The following is a 17,265-nucleotide window of genomic DNA, read 5'->3' on the forward strand; positions in this document are numbered from 1 at the left end:
GTCTAGAATGGCGTGCCGACGCATTCAATCTTGATTGCGCGAATCAACGCAAAATGAATCGCATCGCGGCGCACACATACGCGTTCGGCCTTCGATGCGAGGAGCCGCCGCCATGTCCCGCTTGAGTGCGCGCGAAGCCGCGCAGTTGCTCGGTATCAGCCTGCCGACCCTCTACGCTTATGTCAGCCGCGGCCTGCTGCGCTCGCACGCGCACGGCACGAGCAAGCGCCGCTATTACGACGCCGACGACGTGCGCCTTCTGGCGCGCCGCCGCGCGGACGCCAAGCACGCGGGCAACGTCGCCGAGCGCTCGCTCGACTGGGGAATGCCGGTTCTCGAATCGCGGATCACGCAGATCGCGGACGGCCGGCTCAGCTATCGCGGCCGGGATGCGGTGGCGTTCGCCTCGGCCGCGACGCTGGAGGACGCCGCCGCGCTGCTGTGGGCGTGCCCGCTCGCGCGCATCGAAGCGCACGAAACCATCGCGCCGCGTCTCGATGCATCGCGCTGGCGGCACGGGCTGGACCTCTGGCGCACTCGGCCGTCGCTCGAACGCGCACTCGCGTTGCTGCCGCTTGCCGCGCCAGTCGACGATGCGGCGCCGGCCGCGCCGCTCGACGAGGCCGTCACGCTGCTGCGTCTCGCAACCGCGGCGCTTGCCGCGCGCATGCCGTGCGCCGAGCCGGCACACCGGCAGCTTGCCGCCGCATGGCGGGTGAGCGAGCCGCGCGACGTCGAGCTGCTGCGTATCGCGCTGGTGTTGTGCGCCGATCATGAACTCAACCCGTCGACGTTCGCCGTGCGCTGCATCGCGTCGACGGGCGCGCCGCTGTTCGGCGCGATCGCGGGCGGCCTCGCCGCGCTGTCCGGGCCGCGGCATGGCGGCGAGACGGCCCGGGTGGCCGCGCTGCTTGACGGCGCGGCCCGCTCGCGCGATCTGCCGCGCTACGTCGCCGCCCAATGCGCGGCATACGCGCGCGACGCAAACGCGCGCACGAGCCTGCCCGGCTTCGGCCATCCGCTATACCCACAGGGCGATCCGCGCGCGGCGCTGCTCATCGACGCGATCATCGCCCGCACCGCCGCGCGGCCGCCGCGCGCGCGGCATGCGCCGCCGCTCGAAAGCGCGCTCGCGCTCGCCGAAGCCGCGCAAGCCGCGACCGGCGAAAAACCGACGATCGATTTCGCGCTCGCGTTGCTCGAGCGCGCGCTCGCGCTGCCGCCGGGCGCGGCGTTTGCGCTGTTCGCTGCCGGTCGCATCGTCGGCTGGATCGCGCACGCGCTCGAACAACGCGCGCACGGCCGGCTGATCCGCCCGCGCGCGCGTTACGTCGGCGTCGAGCGCGCACAATGAAGGCGATGCCGCGCGCCGCCATTTCTGCGCGCGCGAGCGGCTTTCCCTAAAATGTCGGCTGCGTCGTTCGTCAGCGCCCATGGCGCCCGTCTCTCATGCCCAGCACCCCGCCTGCCGCCGTCCCTAGCGAAAAATCGTTGACCGTGATGCTGTGGCTCGTCGCCACCGGCTTCTTCATGCAGGCGCTCGACGCGACGATCGTCAACACCGCGCTGCCGTCGATGGCCGCGAGCCTCGGCGAATCGCCGCTGCGGATGCAATCGGTCGTGATCGCTTATTCGCTGACGATGGCCGTGATGATCCCCGTGTCCGGCTGGCTCGCCGACACGCTCGGCACCCGCCGCGTGTACTTCAGCGCGATCGCGATCTTCGCGCTCGGCTCGCTGCTTTGCGCGAACGCGCACACGCTGCCGATGATCGTCGCGTTCCGCGTGATCCAGGGAATTGGCGGCGCGATGCTGCTGCCCGTCGGCAGGCTCGCCGTGTTGCGCACGTTTCCCGCCGAGCGCTACCTGCCCGCGCTGTCGTTCATCGCGATTCCCGGCCTGATCGGCCCGCTGATCGGCCCGACGCTCGGCGGCTGGCTCGTGAAGATCGCCTCGTGGCACTGGATCTTCCTGATCAACGTGCCGATCGGCATCGCCGGCTGCATCGCGACGTTCTATTCGATGGCCGACGCGCGCAACCCCGCCGCCGGCCGCTTCGACATCAAGGGCTATCTGCTGCTGACGATCGGCATGGTCGCGCTCACGATCTCGCTCGACGGCCTCGCCGATCTCGGCCTGCAGCATGCGGTGGTGCTCGTGCTGCTGATTCTTGGCCTCGCTTGCTTCGTCGCCTACGGTCTGTACGCGGTACGCGCGCCGCAGCCGCTTTTCTCACTCGAACTGTTCCGCATCCACACGTTCAGCGTCGGCCTGCTCGGCAACCTGTTCGCGCGGCTCGGCAGCGGCGCGATGCCGTATCTGATTCCGCTGCTGCTGCAAGTCGGGCTCGGCTACGGCGCATTCGAGGCCGGACTGATGATGCTGCCCGTCGCCGCGGCGGGCATGTTCTCGAAGCGCATCATCACGGTCCTCATCACGCGCCACGGCTATCGCAAGGTGCTGCTCGCGAACACCGTGATGGTCGGCTTGACGATGGCGAGCTTCGCGCTGATGCGCGACACGACGCCGGCCTGGGTCCGAATCGCGCAGCTCGCGCTGTTCGGCGGCTTCAACTCGATGCAGTTCACCGCGATGAACACGCTGACGCTGAAGGATCTCGGCACGGGCGGCGCCAGCAGCGGCAACAGCCTTTTCTCGCTCGTGCAGATGCTGTCGATGAGCCTCGGTGTGACAGTGGGCGGCGCACTGCTCGCGACCTTCACCGGCATGATCGCGCGCGGCGCGCCGGCGCATCCGCTGCCGGCGTTCCATGCGACCTTCATCTGCGTCGGCGTCATCACCGCCGCGTCCGCATGGATCTTCGCGCAGCTTTCGCCCGAAATCCGCGGCGCCGCGCGCAAGACCGATCCGTCCGAACGCGCATAGCGCGCCGCGCGCCACGATAAAGCGGCGCGCACCAAGCAGGTGCATCCGGGCAGGCCGCCGCACGGTAGCGGGCCGCCCGCCGGTGCGGCTTTTTGCGCATGGTTCTTGCTCGGCTATGCTGTGCAGGTACACTGATGCTTCCCGGACAGTCGCCCCATGACGAGCATGATCGACATCGATCCTCCCAGCTTCCAGCCGCCGCGCCCGATCGCGGGCGACGACGGTAACCGGCGCACCGTCCTGTACGGCGACTACACCGTTTTCAGCGTCTTCCAACCGGTTTTCTCGGTATCGCATCGCCGGGCGATCGGCTACCACGCGTCGTTGCGCGCGCACGATGCGCACGGCGGCCAGGTGCCATCGCACGAGGCGTTCACGCAAGCCGCGCGCCGCGGCGATCTGCTCGAACTCGGCCGGCTCGCCGAATCGCTGCATCTGGGCAACTTTCATGCGTTCGACAGCCACGACGAATGGCTCTTCCTGAGCCTGCATCCGGCCGCGCTGATGGATACCGTCTACGGCGACGCGCTCCTTGCGAACCTGAAAACGCTCGGCCTGCCGCCGCAACGCGTCGTGCTCGAAGTGCCCGAGCAGGCGGGCGGCGAGACGCCGCGCTTCGCCGCGATCGTCGACGGGCTGCGCAAGGCAGGCTTTCTGATCGCGCTGGGGGGCTTCGGCTCGAAACACTCGAACATCGATCGCGTCTGGCACCTGCATCCCGACATCGTCACGCTGGATCGCGGCATCCTCGCGCAAGCGAGCGAGCACTCGCACCTGGAGCGCGTGCTGCCCGGCCTTGTATCGCTGCTGCACGAGTCGGGGCAACTCGTGCTGATGGGCGGGCTCACGACCGAGCGCGAAGCGTTGATCGCGCTCGAATGCAATGTCGATTTCGTACAGGGCCAGTACTTCGCGGGACCGAGTGTCGAGCCGGTGCAGCCGCAAGCGGCCGCGGGCATCATGGATACGCTGTCGGCCGCGTTGCGGCTGCGCGTGGCCGAGCGCGAGCGTGCGCAACAAGCGCGCCTGGCGCCGTATGTCGCGGCGCTGTCGGGCGCGAGCGCGCGGCTGCGCGACGGCCACGATCTGCTCGACGCGGCCACGCCGCTGCTCGCGCTGCCCGAGACGGCGCGCTGCTTCCTGCTCGATTCGTCCGGCCGGCAGATCGGCGAAAACCTGCTGCCGCGCGGCCACGCATCGCAGCGCGCCAAGCGTTTCAAGCCGCTGCTGCACTCGGAAGGCGCGAGCTGGGAGCGCCGGCCATACTTCATCGACGCAATGCGCACGCCGGGACACGTGCATTTCACGCCGCCCTATCTGTCGATCAATGAAGCGCACCTGTGCGTGACAGCGTCGATCGCGGCGCCCGCCGCACAAGGCATGCAGGTGCTCTGCGTCGATATCAACTGGGAAGCGGCCGCGCATCGCCATTGACGCGGCGTGCACGTGCGCGCGCGTATTCCGACGTCTGCGGCGCCACTCGGTGCAGATCGTGCGATTGCCGCGGCATACCGGAATCTCGCGCGCGGCACCTGCCGAGCGGACATCGAACACCGCATCGGACGACGCGCATCGACGCATGCCGCGCCAGATCCGAGCCCCTTCGACGGCAGCGATTCGCTTGTAGCGCGCGGGTTTGCGCCGGCGGCATTCAGCCGGCTTGCAATCGCGGCTGCGACCCGACCGCCATGCAATGCGGAAACGCGGCCGTTATACGACGCTGCGCGCAGCGGCCGCACGCAGCTCGGCCAGCAGTGCCTCGCCGCTCCACGCCGGCCGCGCCGCGGCGCGCTGCGCATCGTGCACGAGCGCGCACAGGCGGGCATTGACGGGCGCCATCCGCCCGAGCCCCGCAGCCAATTGCACGATCTCGCCGTTGATCCAATCGACTTCGGTCGGACGCCCCGCGTCGAGATCGTCCGACATCGACGAACGCGCCAGCGGATCAATCGCAAGCATCGCGCCCGCGAGCCTCGTGAACAGCGCGTCGGGCATGCTCAGCAACCGTGGCATCCACGTGGCGGGCAGCGGCGTGATCCGCGCGGGCCGGATCGCCGCGCGCTTGAGCAGCGCCAGTCCTTCGGCCTGCGCGAGCGCAAGACAGCGCCGATAGCCGCGCTGCGCGAGTTCGTCCTTCAGCGGCCGATTCGCCAGCGCATTGATCGCATTATTGAGATTGACGAGCAGCTTCGCCCATTGCACGGCGCGCATGTCCGCGCGCTGCACGAGCGGCAGGCCCGCGCGCTCGAACGCTGCGGTAAAGCGTTGCAGCGCGGGCGCGGCCTCGACTTGCAATTCGCCCGACGTGCCCTGATGGAACGCGCCGGCACCGCGTGCGATCACGTTGAACGGCACCATCGCGGCGAGCACCGTCGCGTGCGGCAGCGCGGCGCGCAGCACGTCCGCGTTGCGCACACCGTTCTGAAAACTGATGACCATCGTACCGGGCCGCGCCGTGCGCGCAAGCGCGTCGGCAACGGCAGGCGTCGCGGCCGACTTCACCGTCACGAGCACGAGCGACGCCGCCGCGACAGCGGCGGCGGCAGCGGCATCGCTCGCCGCATAGGCGATCCGGGACACCGGCACCCGCGCATCGCGCCCCCGGTAGTCCGACAGCACGAGACCATGCTCGCGCAACTGCGCCTGAATCCGCTGCCGTCCGATCAGCTCGACGTCGACGCCCGCCGCGAGCAGCCGCCCGCCCAGATAGCCACCCACCGCCCCCGCGCCATAGACGCAAATCGCCGCCATGGCTGCCGCGCTCAGACGCGTGCGTTACGCGCGGCGGCACGCACCGGCCCGACGCGGCGTTCGATTTCGTCGCGCACGTCGGCACGCAGCCCGACGAAGAACGCCACTTCCGCGACGACGAACAACGGACCGACGATAAGCCCGATCAAGTCGTCGACGAAGGCGGGCTTGCGCCCTTCGAAATAGTGACCGACGAACTGGATCACCCAACCGACGAAAAAGAGGCCAAGCCCGCCGCCGAGCCAGACACCCGTTGCCTGCGCGGCGAGCGCGCGGCCGGCCCAGAAACTCAGCGCAAGCAGCGCGGCCATCACGACGCCGAAACGCCAATCGAGGCGCAGATAGAAGATCGCGGCCGCCAGCGCCGCGGGCAACGCGGGCGTAAGCATCCCCGAAGCGTCGAGCGCCGGACGCGACAGCAGTACCGTCACCGCGACGACGATCATCGGAATGCCCACCAGATGCGTGACGATATTGCGTGCATCACGGTGATAGGCCGCGTATTGCGCGAGTTGATCGACGAGGGATTTCATGATGTCTCCTCCTGATATAGGTGCGCGTTATGATGCCCCCGATAGGCCGACCTCTCTGTCGTCCAGCCGACACCCCGATTCGCCGATGCACCCGATTCTCGAACCCTACCAGCCGCTGCTCGATGCGAATCCATGGTTCGCCGCCCTACCCGCGCCGCTGCGCGACGCGCTGCGCCAGGCGGCCGCGGCCCGCCGGCTGTCGGCAGGCCAAATGCTGTTCCGGCGCGGCGACGCGCCGTGCGGCCTCTACGCGGTGTTGTCGGGTGCGCTGACCATCGGCGCCGTTGACGCGAGCGGCAAGGAAGCACTGCTGACGGTGGCCGAACCCGTGACGTGGTTCGGCGAGATCGCGCTTTTCGACGAACTGCCACGCACGCACGACGCAATCGCGATCGACGACACGCTGCTGCTGCATCTGCCGCAGCCCGCGCTACAGCAACTGCTCGACGGCACGCCGCGCTATTGGCGGCATTTTGCGCTGCTGATGGCGCAAAAGCTACGGATGTCGTTCGTCAATGTCGAGGCGCTGAGCATGATGCCCGCCGCGCAGCGGCTCGCGGCGCGCCTGCTGATGATCGCCGAAGGCTATGGCGGCATCAGCGCGAGTCACACGCGCATCAGACTGTCGCAGGAACGGCTCGGCGCGATGTTGTCGCTGTCGCGGCAAACCGCCAATCAACTGCTGAAGGAACTCGCCGCGCGCGGGATCGTGCGGCTGCATGTCGGCGAAATCGAGATCGTCGATCTCGACGCATTGCGCCGCGCGAGCGTGGAACGCAGCCCGGGCGCCGATGGCAACGCGAGCGATCGTGGCTAACGGTGCGGCGCGCGGCCAATAAAAAGCCCTCGCGCCGGTTGCGGCGCGAGGGCTTGCGGCAGGCTGCCGCGCCCAGGGCACCCCGGGCCGCGGCAGCCGTCTGGCGACAATCGCGTTACGCGAAGTTTTTCGCGGCGAAATCCCAGTTCACGATGTTCCAGAACGCTTCGACGAATTTCGGACGCGCATTGCGGTAATCGATGTAGTAAGCGTGCTCCCACACGTCGATCGTCAGCAGCGGCTTGTCGGCCGTTGTCAGCGGCGTGGCGGCGTTGCTGGTCGACACGATATCGAGCGAGCCGTCCGCCTTCTTCACCAGCCACGCCCAGCCCGAACCGAACGTGCCGACCGCGGCCTTCGTGAACGCTTCCTTGAACGCATCGAACGAGCCCCACTTCGCGTTGATCGCGTCGCCGAGCGCGCCCGTCGGCGCGCCGCCGCCGTTCGGCGACAGGCTGTTCCAGAAGAACGTGTGATTCCAAATTTGCGCGGCGTTGTTGAAAATGCCGCCCGACGACTTCTTCACGATCTCTTCCAGCGACAGATTCTCGAATTCGGTGCCCGGAATCAGATTGTTCAGGTTCGTCACATAGGTCTGATGGTGCTTGCCGTAGTGAAACTGGATCGTCTCCTGCGAGATGTGCGGAGCGAGCGCGTCTTCAGCGTACGGCAACGGCGGGAGCGTATGAGCCATGATCGGTTCCTTCGAGTGTATGTAGGGAGGGCAAATATTGAATGCAGCGCAACGCCCGATTGTAGGCGAGTCCGGATAACCCCGCAAACGCGCGGGCCTTTATCCGCCGCATCCGGCAAATCGCTGCTGGTGCGCCGCGCACGGCGCATGCCCGGGATTCGGCGCCCGATACCACGCATGCGCGATGCCTGCTCAGAATGTATCCGAAAGCCGCGGCTGCACGTCGGCGAGCGATACGTCCGCCGAGCCTTGCGCGAGATGCACGGTCAGCCGCCGCTGCGGCTTCAACGCCGACGGCGCGCGCAGCGCGTGGCCCGTCTGCGCGTCGATCAGCGCCGCGTAGCCGCGCTCGAGCGTGCGCTGCGGGCTCAGCACGTCGAGGCGTGCCGCGCACGCGGCCACGCGCGCGGCATCGCGCTCGCAACGGCGCTCGAAAGCGGCATGCAAGCGCTGGGCAGCCCCCGCGAGCGTCTGACGTGCGTGCGCAAGATCCGGCCGGGCCCGCTGCCAGCGCAACTGCACGAGCGCGAAACGCGCGCGCGCGTCGCGCACGGGCCGCGCGCCCGCCGCCGCGAGCCGCGCCGCGAGCTGGCCGACGTGCTCGGACTGGCGCCGCAAGCGCTCGGCGGGACTGACGAGCCTGCGCGCGAGCCAATCGAGTTGCTGCGCGCGCAAATCGAGCGTGCGGCGCAGGCCGCGCGCGAGCGCGCGTTGCCGCTCGGCCAGCTCGCGCAGCAGCAGCGCGCGCTGCGGACTCACCAGCTCGGCCGCGCCGGTGGGCGTCGGCGCGCGCACGTCGGCCGCGAAATCGGCGATCGTAAAATCGGTTTCATGCCCGACACCGCAGACAACCGGCAGCGCGCTCGCCGCGATCGTCCGCGCCAGCCCCTCGTCGTTGAACGACCAGAGATCCTCGATCGAACCGCCGCCGCGGCAGACGATCAGCACGTCGACCTCGCGCCGCTCGTTGGCCGTCGCGACCATCGCCGCGAGTTTCTCGGCCGCGCCCGCGCCCTGCACGGGCGCCGGATAGACGATCACCGGCACGTGCGGCGCGCGGCGCGCGAGCGTCGTCAGCACGTCGCGCAGCGCAGCGGCCTGCAGCGACGTGACGATGCCGATCGCCCGCGGATGCGATGGCAGCGCGCGCTTGCGCTCCGGCGCGAACAACCCCTCGGCCTCGAGCTGCGCCTTCAGCCGCAGGAATGCCTCGAAGAGCCTGCCCTGCCCGGTGCGCCGAACCGCCTCGACATTCAGTTGCACCTCGCCGCGCGGCTCGTACATCGTGACGAGCGCGCGCACCTCGATCTTGTCGCCTTCGCGCGGCGTGAATTCCGCATGCTGCGCACGGCCGCGAAACATCACGCAACGCATCTGCGCCTGCTGATCCTTGATCGAGAAATACCAATGGCCGCTCGCCGCGCGCGTGAAGTTCGAGACTTCGCCCGCGACCCACAGCAGCGGAAATGCGCGCTCGAGCATCGAGCCGATCGCGCGGTTGAGCGCGGACACGGGAATCACGCCGTCGCCGCCGCTCGCGCCGCCGGGTCCGGAAAAATGAGTATCGGAATGCATGGACGATAGGAAAATTTCAGCCGGCCCAACGATAGACTGCGCACGCGCGCACGGCAAGTCGCTCGGGCGCCCGCCCAGGTGTCCACACCGCGAGTCAAGCGGGGACAGAGTCGTAACGATTACCGCCCGATCCTTTATGTTTTTTATTAAGCATTTGATTTAAATGATTTTTCCCGGGAAAAGGCGACGGGAACCGCCGACCGAAAGTCCACCTCATGGGCTTGCCGGGGGTTTCGGCGGCGAGTTTTTCACAGAGTTATCCACAGGCTGCCGGGCAGCGCGCCCAAGCGGCGCACACCGCCATGCGCACCCGCGCGACTTGCCGGGCGCACGGCGGGCACGCTAGAGTGCCGCCTTTCGAAGACCGCGCGGCCTGTCGGCCGTCCTCCGGAGAAAACGAGTTGACGAACCCGTCGAGAGCCGCGATGCGCGCCGCATCGTCCACCGCGCCATGAGCGCGCCGCAGCGATTTCTCGCGCGAGCCGAAGCGCGTCTTGTCCGCGAGTGGCAGCGCCGCGGCGCGATCGCCTGGGCGCTCACGCCCTTTGCGTGCGCATTCGGCGCGATCGCCGCACTGCGCCGCGCCGCATATGCGCGCGGCTGGAAGGCGCGGATCGATTGCGGGGTGCCCGTCGTCGTCGTGGGCAACGTGACGGTCGGCGGCACCGGCAAGACGCCCACCGTGATCGCGCTCGTCGACGCGCTGCGCGCGGCCGGCTTCACGCCGGGCGTGGTCTCGCGCGGCTACGGTGCGAAAATCGTCGAACCGACCGCCGTCACGCCGGCGTCGCTGCCCGGGCAGGCCGGCGACGAACCGCTCCTGATCGCCCGCCGCACGCTCGCGCCCGTGTGGGTGTGCCCGGATCGCGTCGCCGCCGTGCGCGCGCTGAAGGCCGCGCAGCCCGACGTCGACGTCGTCGTCAGCGACGACGGCTTGCAGCACTACCGGCTCGCCCGCACCGTCGAGCTTGTCGTGTTCGATCATCGCCTGGGCGGCAACGGTTTCCTGATACCCGCCGGGCCGCTGCGCGAGCCGCTGTCGCGACGCCGCGACGCCACGCTCGTCAACGATCCATACAGCCGCGTGCTGCCGCCGTGGCCCGACACGTTCGCGCTCTCGCTCGCGCCGGGCGACGCCTGGCATCTCGATCAGCCGTCGCACCGCCGGCCGCTCGCGCAGTTCGCCGCCGAGCGGGTACTCGCCGCGGCGGGCATCGGTGCGCCGGAGCGCTTTTTCGCGACGCTGCGCGCCGCGGGCCTCACCCCCGCCACCCGCGCGCTGCCCGATCATTACGCATTCGCCGAGAACCCGTTCGCCGACGACGATGTCGATGCGATCCTGGTGACCGAGAAGGATGCGGTAAAATTAGCCGCTTCGTGGCGCGACGCTCGCATCTGGGTTGTCCCGGTCGAGGCCGCGCTCGATCCCCGCCTCATCGCTCTCGTTGTGGAGAAACTCCGTGGACGCACGCCTGCTTGAAATCCTCGTTTGCCCGATTTGCAAGGGCCCGCTCCACTACGACCGAAGCGCGCAGGAACTTGCCTGCCACGCCGACAAGCTCGCATACCCGATCCGCGACGGCATTCCGGTGATGCTCGTCGACGAAGCGCGCCAGACGGTCGAAGGCACGCCGGTCGATGCGGCCGGGCCGGCCGCCAGTCACTGACACTGGCGCGCGAGCGGCGCGCCCGGCACTCGCCCGCGCGCCCAGAGCGCGCAGCGACACCGCCGCGCATACACCCGCGCGCCGTCCGCCACAACGCCGTCCGACCGTTTTCCGTTGTCCGCGCCGACCAAGCCGGCATGCTCTGATCCGTACCCGCGCTCCCAACCGCACCGCACTTTCACCCGATGACTTCCACGCCCGCCTTCGTCGCCATCGTTCCCGCCCGTCTCGCGTCGACCCGCCTGCCGAACAAGCCGCTCGCGGATCTCGACGGCAAGCCGATGGTCGTGCGCGTCGCCGAGCGCGCGCGTGATGCGGGCGCGCAGCGCGTGCTGGTCGCCTCCGATGCGCCCAGCGTGCTCGACGCGGTGCGTGCGCACGGCTTCGAAGCGTTGCTGACGCGCGCCGATCATCCGTCCGGCACCGACCGCCTCGCGGAAGTCGCCGAGCAGCTCGGCCTCGACGACGAAACGATCGTCGTCAATGTTCAGGGCGACGAACCGTTGATCGATCCGCAACTGGTGCGCGACGTAGCGTCGCACCTCGCGTCGCATCCGGCATGCGCGATCGCGACCGCCGCGCACCCATTGCACGACGCGCAGGACGTGTTCAATCCGAATTACGTGAAGGTCGTGCTCGATGCGGCGAGCACCGCGCTGTACTTCTCGCGCGCGCCGATTCCCTGGTCGCGCGACGCCTATCAGCCGCACTGGCCAAACGGCGTCGCGGCGATGCCCGCACCTACGTGCGCGGTTTATCGGCACATTGGCCTGTACGCATATCGCGCGCGTTTTCTGCGCACTTACCCAACGCTCACGCCCGCGCCCATCGAAGCGGCCGAGCAACTCGAACAATTGCGCGCGCTGTGGCACGGCGAGCGGATCGCCGTGCTCGTCACCGAGCACGCGCCCGAAACCGGCGTCGACACGCCCGCCGATCTTGCACGGGTGCAGGCCCTTTTTCGGGCTCGCGCCGAATAACCCATGGCATAATCGGGCGAATCGTGCGGGCCGCCTGCCCGCGCCGCTCTTCGAGATTCGTCCCAAGCCCCCATGCGCCGGCCGCCGCGCTTGCGGCAGAACCGTCGAGCCGCGCAACCGGCGCACCGGCGTCCCGCGCTCAAGCATTCCATACATACCGGAGATATCACCATGCGTTTGATCCTGTTGGGCGCTCCCGGCGCGGGAAAAGGCACCCAGGCAAACTTCATCAAGGAAAAGTTCAGCATTCCGCAAATCTCGACAGGCGACATGCTGCGCGCGGCCGTCAAGGCCGGCACGCCGCTCGGCGTCGAAGCGAAAGCCTATATGGACGAAGGCAAGCTCGTGCCGGATTCGCTGATCATCGGCCTCGTGAAGGAGCGGCTGAAGGAAGCGGACTGCGCGAACGGCTACCTGTTCGACGGCTTCCCGCGCACGATCGCGCAGGCCGACGCGATGAAGGACGCCGGTGTCGCCATCGACTACGTGCTCGAAATCGACGTGCCGTTCTCCGAGATCATCGAGCGGATGAGCGGGCGCCGCACGCATCCGGCCTCGGGCCGCACGTATCACGTGAAGTTCAACCCGCCGAAGGTCGAGGGCCGCGACGACGTCACGGGCGAGCCGCTGATTCAACGCGACGACGACAAGGAAGAAACGGTGAAGAAGCGCCTGGATGTCTATGAAGCGCAGACCAAGCCGCTCATCACTTACTACGGCGACTGGGCCGCGCGCGGCACCGAGAACGGCCTGAAGGCGCCCGCGTACCGCAAAATCTCCGGCCTCGGCACGGTCGACGAGATCCGCGCCCGCGTGTTCGACGCGCTCAAGTAAGCCCGCGCCGCGCGAGACGCGAGAACCGCCCGCTTCGGGCGGTTTTTTTTCGTCCGGGCGTTCGCTTCGCGCCGCCCTTCGGCAGCGCCCCGTACAATCGGCCTGTCGTCGCGGCACGTCACGAGCGCTGCCGCGAGCGGCATTCGAACGACACTCATTCCAACCAGGACAAGGAGCAGACATGGAGATTCGCGGCAACGTGTTCGTCATCACCGGTGGCGCATCGGGACTCGGCGCGGGCACGGCGCGCCTCATCACCGAAGCGGGCGGCAAGGTTGTGCTCGCCGATCTGAATCAGGCCGCAGGCGAGGCGCTCGCGCAGGAACTGGGCGGCGCGTTCGTCAAATGCGACGTCGCGAACGAACCCGACGCGCAGGCGGCCGTGGCGGCCGCCACGCGGCTCGGCACGTTGCGCGGGCTCGTCAATTGCGCGGGCATCGCGCCTGCGTCGAAGACGCTCGGCAAAGAGGGCCCGCACGCGCTTGAACTGTTCGCGAAAACAATCACCGTGAATCTGGTCGGCACGTTCAACATGATCCGCATCGCCGCCGCCGCCATGGCCGCGAACGAGCCGACGGCGAGCGGCGAACGCGGCGTGATCGTCAGCACCGCGTCGGTCGCCGCGTTCGACGGGCAGATCGGCCAAGCGGCCTATGCGGCGTCGAAAGCCGGCGTCGCCGGCATGACACTGCCGATCGCGCGCGACCTGTCGCGCCACGCGATTCGCGTCATGACGATCGCGCCCGGCATTTTCGAAACGCCGATGCTGCTCGGAATGCCGCAGGAAGTCCAGGACGCGCTCGGCGCGATGGTGCCGTTCCCGCCCCGCCTCGGCAAACCGGTGGAATATGCGATGCTCGTCAAGCAGATCATCGAGAATCCGATGCTCAACGGCGAAGTGATCCGCCTCGACGGCGCGATCCGGATGCAGCCGAAATGAGCGCGGCGCGGCGTGGTGAGACCTACACGGCGACCACGCCGCGTCGAGCCGCGCGATCGTGCCCGAGTACGCTCAGTCGTCGTCGCGCTGCATCCGCTGGCGCAGCTCGCTGACCTGCGCCTCGACGATCGTCGCGTCGGCCGCGTCGGGCCGCTCGCCGAGATAGGTCTCCAGATCCTCGAGCGCGGGCCGCAGATAATCGAGACGCGCATACGCGAAACCGCGGTCGCGCACTTCGTCGAGCTGCCCCGGCAGCAGGATCACAAGCCGTTCCTGCACCGCGAGCAGCCGCTGCCAGCGCTCCGTCTGCCGGTACACGGCCTTCAGGTTGTTCAGCATCCGCGCGATGATCTCGCGATGCATCGCCGGCTGCAGCAACGCGCGCAACGTGCTCGCGGCATGATCGGCGCTGCCGCCGCGCATCGAGAAAGGCTCGAGCATCTCGACCAGTTCCGCCTCCGACAGCGTGCGGCCTGTCGTCGGATCGAGGATCGCATCGCCGCCGGGCAACTCGATGCGCAGCAGGAAATGGCCGGGAAACGACACGCCGCGCGCCGCCACGCCGATCTGCTGCGCGAACTCCAGATACAGCACCGCAAGCGAGATCGGAATCCCAACGCGGCGCTGGAGAACGACATTCAGATAGCTGTTGTCCGGATTGAAGTAATCGTTGCGGTTGCACGCAAAGCCGAGTTCGCGGAAGAAAAAGTCGTTCAGCAGCGCGAGCTTGTCGTTCGCGTCGGCGGCGTCCGGCACGCGCCTCGCGAGCCGCGCCGCGAGCGCGTCGAGTTCGAACAGCACGCCTTGCAGATCGACATCCGGATAGGCGTCCTGCGCGAGCGACAGCGCCGCCTCGGTGAGCGGCAGCCCGTCGTCTTCGGCGACGAGCGAACTGAAATAGTCGAGAACGCGAGTCATGGGTCCGTTATTTCGCACGCCTTTTGAAATACGCATATTTGAAGCCCATCAGCCCCAATATGCCGAAATATAATGCAGCGAATAAAACGAGACACGACGCCATCAGCGCGATGCGCTCGAGCGGCACCGCGCGCATCGCGGTCCAGTCGAAGTTCAGCGCGCACCAGCGCATTGTGCCGGCCAGCACGAGCGACGCGCCGCCAAGCTGCACGAAAAAGCGCAGCCAGCCCGGTGAAGGCCGGTAAATGCCGCGGCGGCGCAGCCCGATGAACAGCAGCAGCGAGTTCAGGCAAGCGCCGATGCCGATCGACAGCGTCAGCCCCGCGTGGCCGATAACAGGCACGAACACATAGTTCGACAACTGCGTGACGACGAGCACGCCGACGGCGATTTTTACCGGCGTCTTGATGTCCTGCTTCGCATAGAAACCGGGCGCGAGAATCTTGATGAGGATGATGCCGACCAGGCCGATTCCGTATGCGGCAAGCGCGCGCGCGACCATCGCCACCGTGTGCGCATCGAACTTGCCGTAGTTGAAGAGCGTCGCCGTCAGCGGCTCGGCAAAGAAAAACAGCGCGAGCGCGCTCGGCGCGGCGAGCAGGAACGTGACCCTGAGCCCCCAGTCGAGCAGCGCCGAATATTCAGCCGAATCGGCATCGACATGCGCCTTCGACAAACTCGGCAACAGGATCGTGCCGAGCGCCACGCCGAGCAGCGCGGTCGGAAACTCCATCAGCCGGTCGGCATAGTTGATCCACGATACCGCGCCCTGCCCGAGCCTCGACGCAATGTTCGTATTGATGATCAGCGACAGCTGCGCGACCGACACCGCGAACGTCGCGGGCACCATTTTCGCGAGCACGCGCTTGACGCCCGGATGCGCGAGCGCGCGCAGCGGATGGATGCCGATCGCGGGCATCATGTCGATGCGCTTCAAGCCCGGCAGTTGCACGATGAATTGCAGCACCCCGCCCGCGATCACCGCCCATGCGAGCGCGTAGACGGGCATTTTCAAGTGCGGCGCGACGAACAGCGCCGCGACGATGAACGACACGTTGAGCAGCACGGGCGCGAATGCCGGCAGCGAAAAGCGCTTGTACGTGTTGAGCACGCCCGAGGCAAGCGTCGTCAGCGAGATGAACACGATGTACGGGAACATGATCTGCGTCATCTTGACGGCGAGCGGGAACGCCTGCCCGTCCGTGCGCAGCCCCGACGCAACCGCCAACACCACCCACGACGCCCCCGCGACGCCCGCCACCGACAGCAGCGCGAGCGCCCAGGCGAGCAGCGTCGACATCGCGTCGACGAGCGCCTTCGTCGCATCGTGCCCTTTTTGATTCTTGAATTCGGCGAGAATCGGCACGAACGCCTGCGAGAACGCGCCTTCGGCGGACAGCCGGCGCAGCAGGTTGGGAATGCGAAAGGCGACGTAGAACGCGTCGGTGAATTGACTGGCGCCGAACGCGCGTGCGATCAGCGTTTCGCGGGCCAGTCCGGTCACGCGCGACAGCAGCGTGAAGCCGCTGACCGTCAGCAGGGCTCGGAATAGATTCATGGGGCGCTTATTATACGGACCTCGCGCGTCGGCAACCGGCAGCGGGCCAGGGAAATGCCGCGCCGCACACGGAAAGGTCCTGCCCATGCTTGCCACTCGCTTGATTTTGTTGCTATAATCGCCGGTTTCTGGGCCTGTCAGGCGGGTTTCGGGTTCCGCGCGCGGCAATATCGAGCGCGCATCGAACCGGGCGCGTCGGCCGGCCTCGGTGAAACCGACGTTTTTTGCGCCCCGGGCAATCGCTTCCGGGAGTGAGATCGAAAAGCAGCGCTTGGCCGTCAGGCTCCAAGCTCTGGAAACAGGACAGGATAAGGAACCGTCATGGCTAACTCCGCACAAGCACGCAAGCGCGCCCGCCAGGCAGCGAAGGCAAACTCGCACAACTCGGCGCTGCGCTCGAAATTCCGCACCGCGATCAAGGCTGTTCGCAAGGCAATCGACGCCGGCGATCAAGCAAAGGCTGCGGAAGTCTTCAAGCTCGCAACGAAGACGATCGACACGATCGCCGACAAGAAGATCGTTCACAAGAACAAGGCCGCTCGCCACAAGAGCCGCCTCGCAGCCGCCATCAAGGGTCTGCAAGCCGCGCAGTAATGCTGGCGCGCCCGCCTCGCGGGCGCCCTGTTTCCGCTGCGATCGACAAAAAAGCCCGCTACGCGCGGGCTTTTTTTGCTGTGAGCGCAACGCGCTGCGCGATCAGCGCAACCGGCATGCCGGCCACGCAGCCCGACTCCCGCCAGGCGCGCTCCGCGCAGTCACCCGCTACTTTGCCGACTTGCCGTAATCGGGCAATTCACACGCCTCGGTCACGACGAGGTGATTGTCCTTCGCGAAGTTCATCACGAAATCGAACGCCATCGGCTCGATATCGCGCAGCCGCGAATCGACGATCACGCACTTGACGTCGCCGATCATCGTCGGCCGGACATACAGCGAATACTTGAGCCGCGCGTTGGGCCCACTCGCGCCCGGACCGAAGCACGACATCACGCCGGCAAGACGCTCGGACCAATCGCTCGGCCGAAACTTCTTCCCATCTTTCGTGATGCCCTGAATAAAGTATTCGGTCGGGAGAGTTTCAGCCATGAGGATACCCAAGTGACAGCCCAGCA

Annotated in this window: 17 protein-coding genes; 10 read left to right on the forward strand and 7 right to left on the reverse strand. The window is 67.7% G+C overall.

Annotated elements, in window-relative coordinates; all coding sequences use genetic code 11:
* Positions 1 to 112 precede the first annotated feature (112 nt).
* The 3 genes from AQ611_RS14350 (at position 113) to AQ611_RS14360 (ending at position 4,320) form a co-directional block, all read left to right on the forward strand.
* Entirely contained in the window at positions 113 to 1,354 is a 1,242-nt protein-coding gene (locus AQ611_RS14350) for a citrate synthase family protein (protein ID WP_069234896.1), read from the forward strand.
* Between the two features lie 95 nt (positions 1,355 to 1,449).
* The gene (gene mdtD / locus AQ611_RS14355) at positions 1,450 to 2,886 is read left to right on the forward strand and encodes a multidrug transporter subunit MdtD (RefSeq protein ID WP_059520484.1); all 1,437 of its coding nucleotides are present in this window, start codon (positions 1,450 to 1,452) and stop codon (positions 2,884 to 2,886) included.
* A 165-nt stretch (positions 2,887 to 3,051) separates the two neighbouring features.
* Positions 3,052 to 4,320 (forward strand): EAL domain-containing protein, encoded by a 1,269-nt coding sequence (locus tag AQ611_RS14360; RefSeq protein WP_176704139.1) that lies wholly within the window; start codon positions 3,052 to 3,054, stop codon positions 4,318 to 4,320.
* Between the two features lie 276 nt (positions 4,321 to 4,596).
* Here AQ611_RS14360 and AQ611_RS14365 read toward each other — a convergent pair whose 3' ends face one another.
* Both AQ611_RS14365 and AQ611_RS14370 read right to left on the reverse strand, forming a co-directional pair.
* Positions 4,597 to 5,637: a 2-dehydropantoate 2-reductase gene (locus AQ611_RS14365; protein WP_069234897.1), complete on the reverse strand. Its 1,041-nt coding sequence runs from the start codon at positions 5,635 to 5,637 to the stop codon at positions 4,597 to 4,599.
* A gap of 11 nt (positions 5,638 to 5,648) precedes the next feature.
* Entirely contained in the window at positions 5,649 to 6,170 is a 522-nt protein-coding gene (locus AQ611_RS14370; RefSeq protein ID WP_059520488.1) for an Mpo1 family 2-hydroxy fatty acid dioxygenase, read from the reverse strand.
* 85 nt (positions 6,171 to 6,255) lie between these two features.
* Between AQ611_RS14370 and AQ611_RS14375 the strand changes: the two genes are divergently transcribed.
* The gene (locus AQ611_RS14375; protein WP_059520489.1) at positions 6,256 to 6,987 is read left to right on the forward strand and encodes a Crp/Fnr family transcriptional regulator; all 732 of its coding nucleotides are present in this window, start codon (positions 6,256 to 6,258) and stop codon (positions 6,985 to 6,987) included.
* A 115-nt stretch (positions 6,988 to 7,102) separates the two neighbouring features.
* Here the strand turns inward: AQ611_RS14375 and sodB are convergent, their stop codons facing one another.
* Positions 7,103 to 7,681, reverse strand: coding sequence for a superoxide dismutase [Fe] (sodB, locus tag AQ611_RS14380; RefSeq protein WP_059520490.1), 579 nt, complete (start codon positions 7,679 to 7,681; stop codon positions 7,103 to 7,105).
* 192 nt (positions 7,682 to 7,873) lie between these two features.
* The gene (gene xseA / locus AQ611_RS14385) at positions 7,874 to 9,256 is read right to left on the reverse strand and encodes an exodeoxyribonuclease VII large subunit (protein WP_069234898.1); all 1,383 of its coding nucleotides are present in this window, start codon (positions 9,254 to 9,256) and stop codon (positions 7,874 to 7,876) included.
* Positions 9,257 to 9,707: 451 nt separating this feature from the next.
* Between xseA and lpxK the strand changes: the two genes are divergently transcribed.
* From lpxK to AQ611_RS14410, 5 genes are all read left to right on the forward strand, one after another.
* Entirely contained in the window at positions 9,708 to 10,736 is a 1,029-nt protein-coding gene (gene lpxK / locus AQ611_RS14390; protein WP_059520492.1) for a tetraacyldisaccharide 4'-kinase, read from the forward strand.
* The gene (locus AQ611_RS14395) at positions 10,717 to 10,923 is read left to right on the forward strand and encodes a Trm112 family protein (protein ID WP_059520493.1); all 207 of its coding nucleotides are present in this window, start codon (positions 10,717 to 10,719) and stop codon (positions 10,921 to 10,923) included. Before lpxK ends, AQ611_RS14395 begins: the two co-directional genes overlap by 20 nt.
* Before the next feature lie 185 nt (positions 10,924 to 11,108).
* Positions 11,109 to 11,903: a 3-deoxy-manno-octulosonate cytidylyltransferase gene (gene kdsB, locus AQ611_RS14400; protein ID WP_069234899.1), complete on the forward strand. Its 795-nt coding sequence runs from the start codon at positions 11,109 to 11,111 to the stop codon at positions 11,901 to 11,903.
* Between the two features lie 171 nt (positions 11,904 to 12,074).
* Positions 12,075 to 12,737 (forward strand): adenylate kinase, encoded by a 663-nt coding sequence (gene adk / locus AQ611_RS14405; RefSeq protein ID WP_069235317.1) that lies wholly within the window; start codon positions 12,075 to 12,077, stop codon positions 12,735 to 12,737.
* Positions 12,738 to 12,918: 181 nt separating this feature from the next.
* Positions 12,919 to 13,677, forward strand: a complete 759-nt coding sequence (locus AQ611_RS14410; protein ID WP_069234900.1) for an SDR family NAD(P)-dependent oxidoreductase — start codon at positions 12,919 to 12,921, stop codon at positions 13,675 to 13,677.
* Between the two features lie 72 nt (positions 13,678 to 13,749).
* On the opposite strand, the gene AQ611_RS14415 is transcribed toward AQ611_RS14410, so the two are convergent.
* Together AQ611_RS14415 and murJ are read right to left on the reverse strand one after the other, a co-directional pair.
* Positions 13,750 to 14,595 carry a SirB1 family protein gene (locus tag AQ611_RS14415; RefSeq protein ID WP_069234901.1) on the reverse strand — a complete coding sequence of 282 codons (846 nt, stop codon included), beginning with the start codon at positions 14,593 to 14,595 and terminating at the stop codon, positions 13,750 to 13,752.
* Positions 14,596 to 14,602: 7 nt separating this feature from the next.
* On the reverse strand, positions 14,603 to 16,240 hold the full coding sequence (gene murJ, locus AQ611_RS14420) for a murein biosynthesis integral membrane protein MurJ (RefSeq protein ID WP_308410720.1): 1,638 nt from the start codon (positions 16,238 to 16,240) through the stop codon (positions 14,603 to 14,605).
* Between the two features lie 234 nt (positions 16,241 to 16,474).
* On the opposite strand from murJ, the gene rpsT reads away from it, so the two are divergent.
* Positions 16,475 to 16,747 (forward strand): 30S ribosomal protein S20, encoded by a 273-nt coding sequence (rpsT, locus tag AQ611_RS14425; protein WP_059520498.1) that lies wholly within the window; start codon positions 16,475 to 16,477, stop codon positions 16,745 to 16,747.
* Between the two features lie 168 nt (positions 16,748 to 16,915).
* Here rpsT and AQ611_RS14430 read toward each other — a convergent pair whose 3' ends face one another.
* A complete protein-coding gene (locus AQ611_RS14430; RefSeq protein ID WP_059520499.1) occupies positions 16,916 to 17,239 on the reverse strand; it encodes a DUF3579 domain-containing protein in 324 nt (107 codons plus the stop codon).
* Positions 17,240 to 17,265: the final 26 nt, after the last annotated feature.

Origin of the sequence: Burkholderia singularis, assembly GCF_001718875.1 — a bacterium.
GTDB classification, from domain to species: Bacteria; Pseudomonadota; Gammaproteobacteria; order Burkholderiales; family Burkholderiaceae; genus Burkholderia; species Burkholderia singularis.

What these genes read in the sequence shown, in the direction of transcription:
- AQ611_RS14375 (WP_059520489.1), top strand. Translation starts at nt 6,256, where the DNA reads ATGCACCCGATTCTCGAACCCTACCAGCCGCTGCTCGATGCGAATCCA.
- AQ611_RS14350 (WP_069234896.1), top strand. Translation starts at nt 113, where the DNA reads ATGTCCCGCTTGAGTGCGCGCGAAGCCGCGCAGTTGCTCGGTATCAGC.
- AQ611_RS14360 (WP_176704139.1), top strand. Translation starts at nt 3,052, where the DNA reads ATGATCGACATCGATCCTCCCAGCTTCCAGCCGCCGCGCCCGATCGCG.
- rpsT (WP_059520498.1), top strand. Translation starts at nt 16,475, where the DNA reads ATGGCTAACTCCGCACAAGCACGCAAGCGCGCCCGCCAGGCAGCGAAG.
- AQ611_RS14415 (WP_069234901.1), bottom strand. Translation starts at nt 14,595, where the DNA reads ATGACTCGCGTTCTCGACTATTTCAGTTCGCTCGTCGCCGAAGACGAC.
- murJ (WP_308410720.1), bottom strand. Translation starts at nt 16,240, where the DNA reads ATGGGCAGGACCTTTCCGTGTGCGGCGCGGCATTTCCCTGGCCCGCTG.
- kdsB (WP_069234899.1), top strand. Translation starts at nt 11,109, where the DNA reads ATGACTTCCACGCCCGCCTTCGTCGCCATCGTTCCCGCCCGTCTCGCG.
- AQ611_RS14410 (WP_069234900.1), top strand. Translation starts at nt 12,919, where the DNA reads ATGGAGATTCGCGGCAACGTGTTCGTCATCACCGGTGGCGCATCGGGA.
- adk (WP_069235317.1), top strand. Translation starts at nt 12,075, where the DNA reads ATGCGTTTGATCCTGTTGGGCGCTCCCGGCGCGGGAAAAGGCACCCAG.
- lpxK (WP_059520492.1), top strand. Translation starts at nt 9,708, where the DNA reads ATGAGCGCGCCGCAGCGATTTCTCGCGCGAGCCGAAGCGCGTCTTGTC.
- AQ611_RS14370 (WP_059520488.1), bottom strand. Translation starts at nt 6,170, where the DNA reads ATGAAATCCCTCGTCGATCAACTCGCGCAATACGCGGCCTATCACCGT.
- sodB (WP_059520490.1), bottom strand. Translation starts at nt 7,681, where the DNA reads ATGGCTCATACGCTCCCGCCGTTGCCGTACGCTGAAGACGCGCTCGCT.
- xseA (WP_069234898.1), bottom strand. Translation starts at nt 9,256, where the DNA reads ATGCATTCCGATACTCATTTTTCCGGACCCGGCGGCGCGAGCGGCGGC.
- mdtD (WP_059520484.1), top strand. Translation starts at nt 1,450, where the DNA reads ATGCCCAGCACCCCGCCTGCCGCCGTCCCTAGCGAAAAATCGTTGACC.
- AQ611_RS14365 (WP_069234897.1), bottom strand. Translation starts at nt 5,637, where the DNA reads ATGGCGGCGATTTGCGTCTATGGCGCGGGGGCGGTGGGTGGCTATCTG.
- AQ611_RS14430 (WP_059520499.1), bottom strand. Translation starts at nt 17,239, where the DNA reads ATGGCTGAAACTCTCCCGACCGAATACTTTATTCAGGGCATCACGAAA.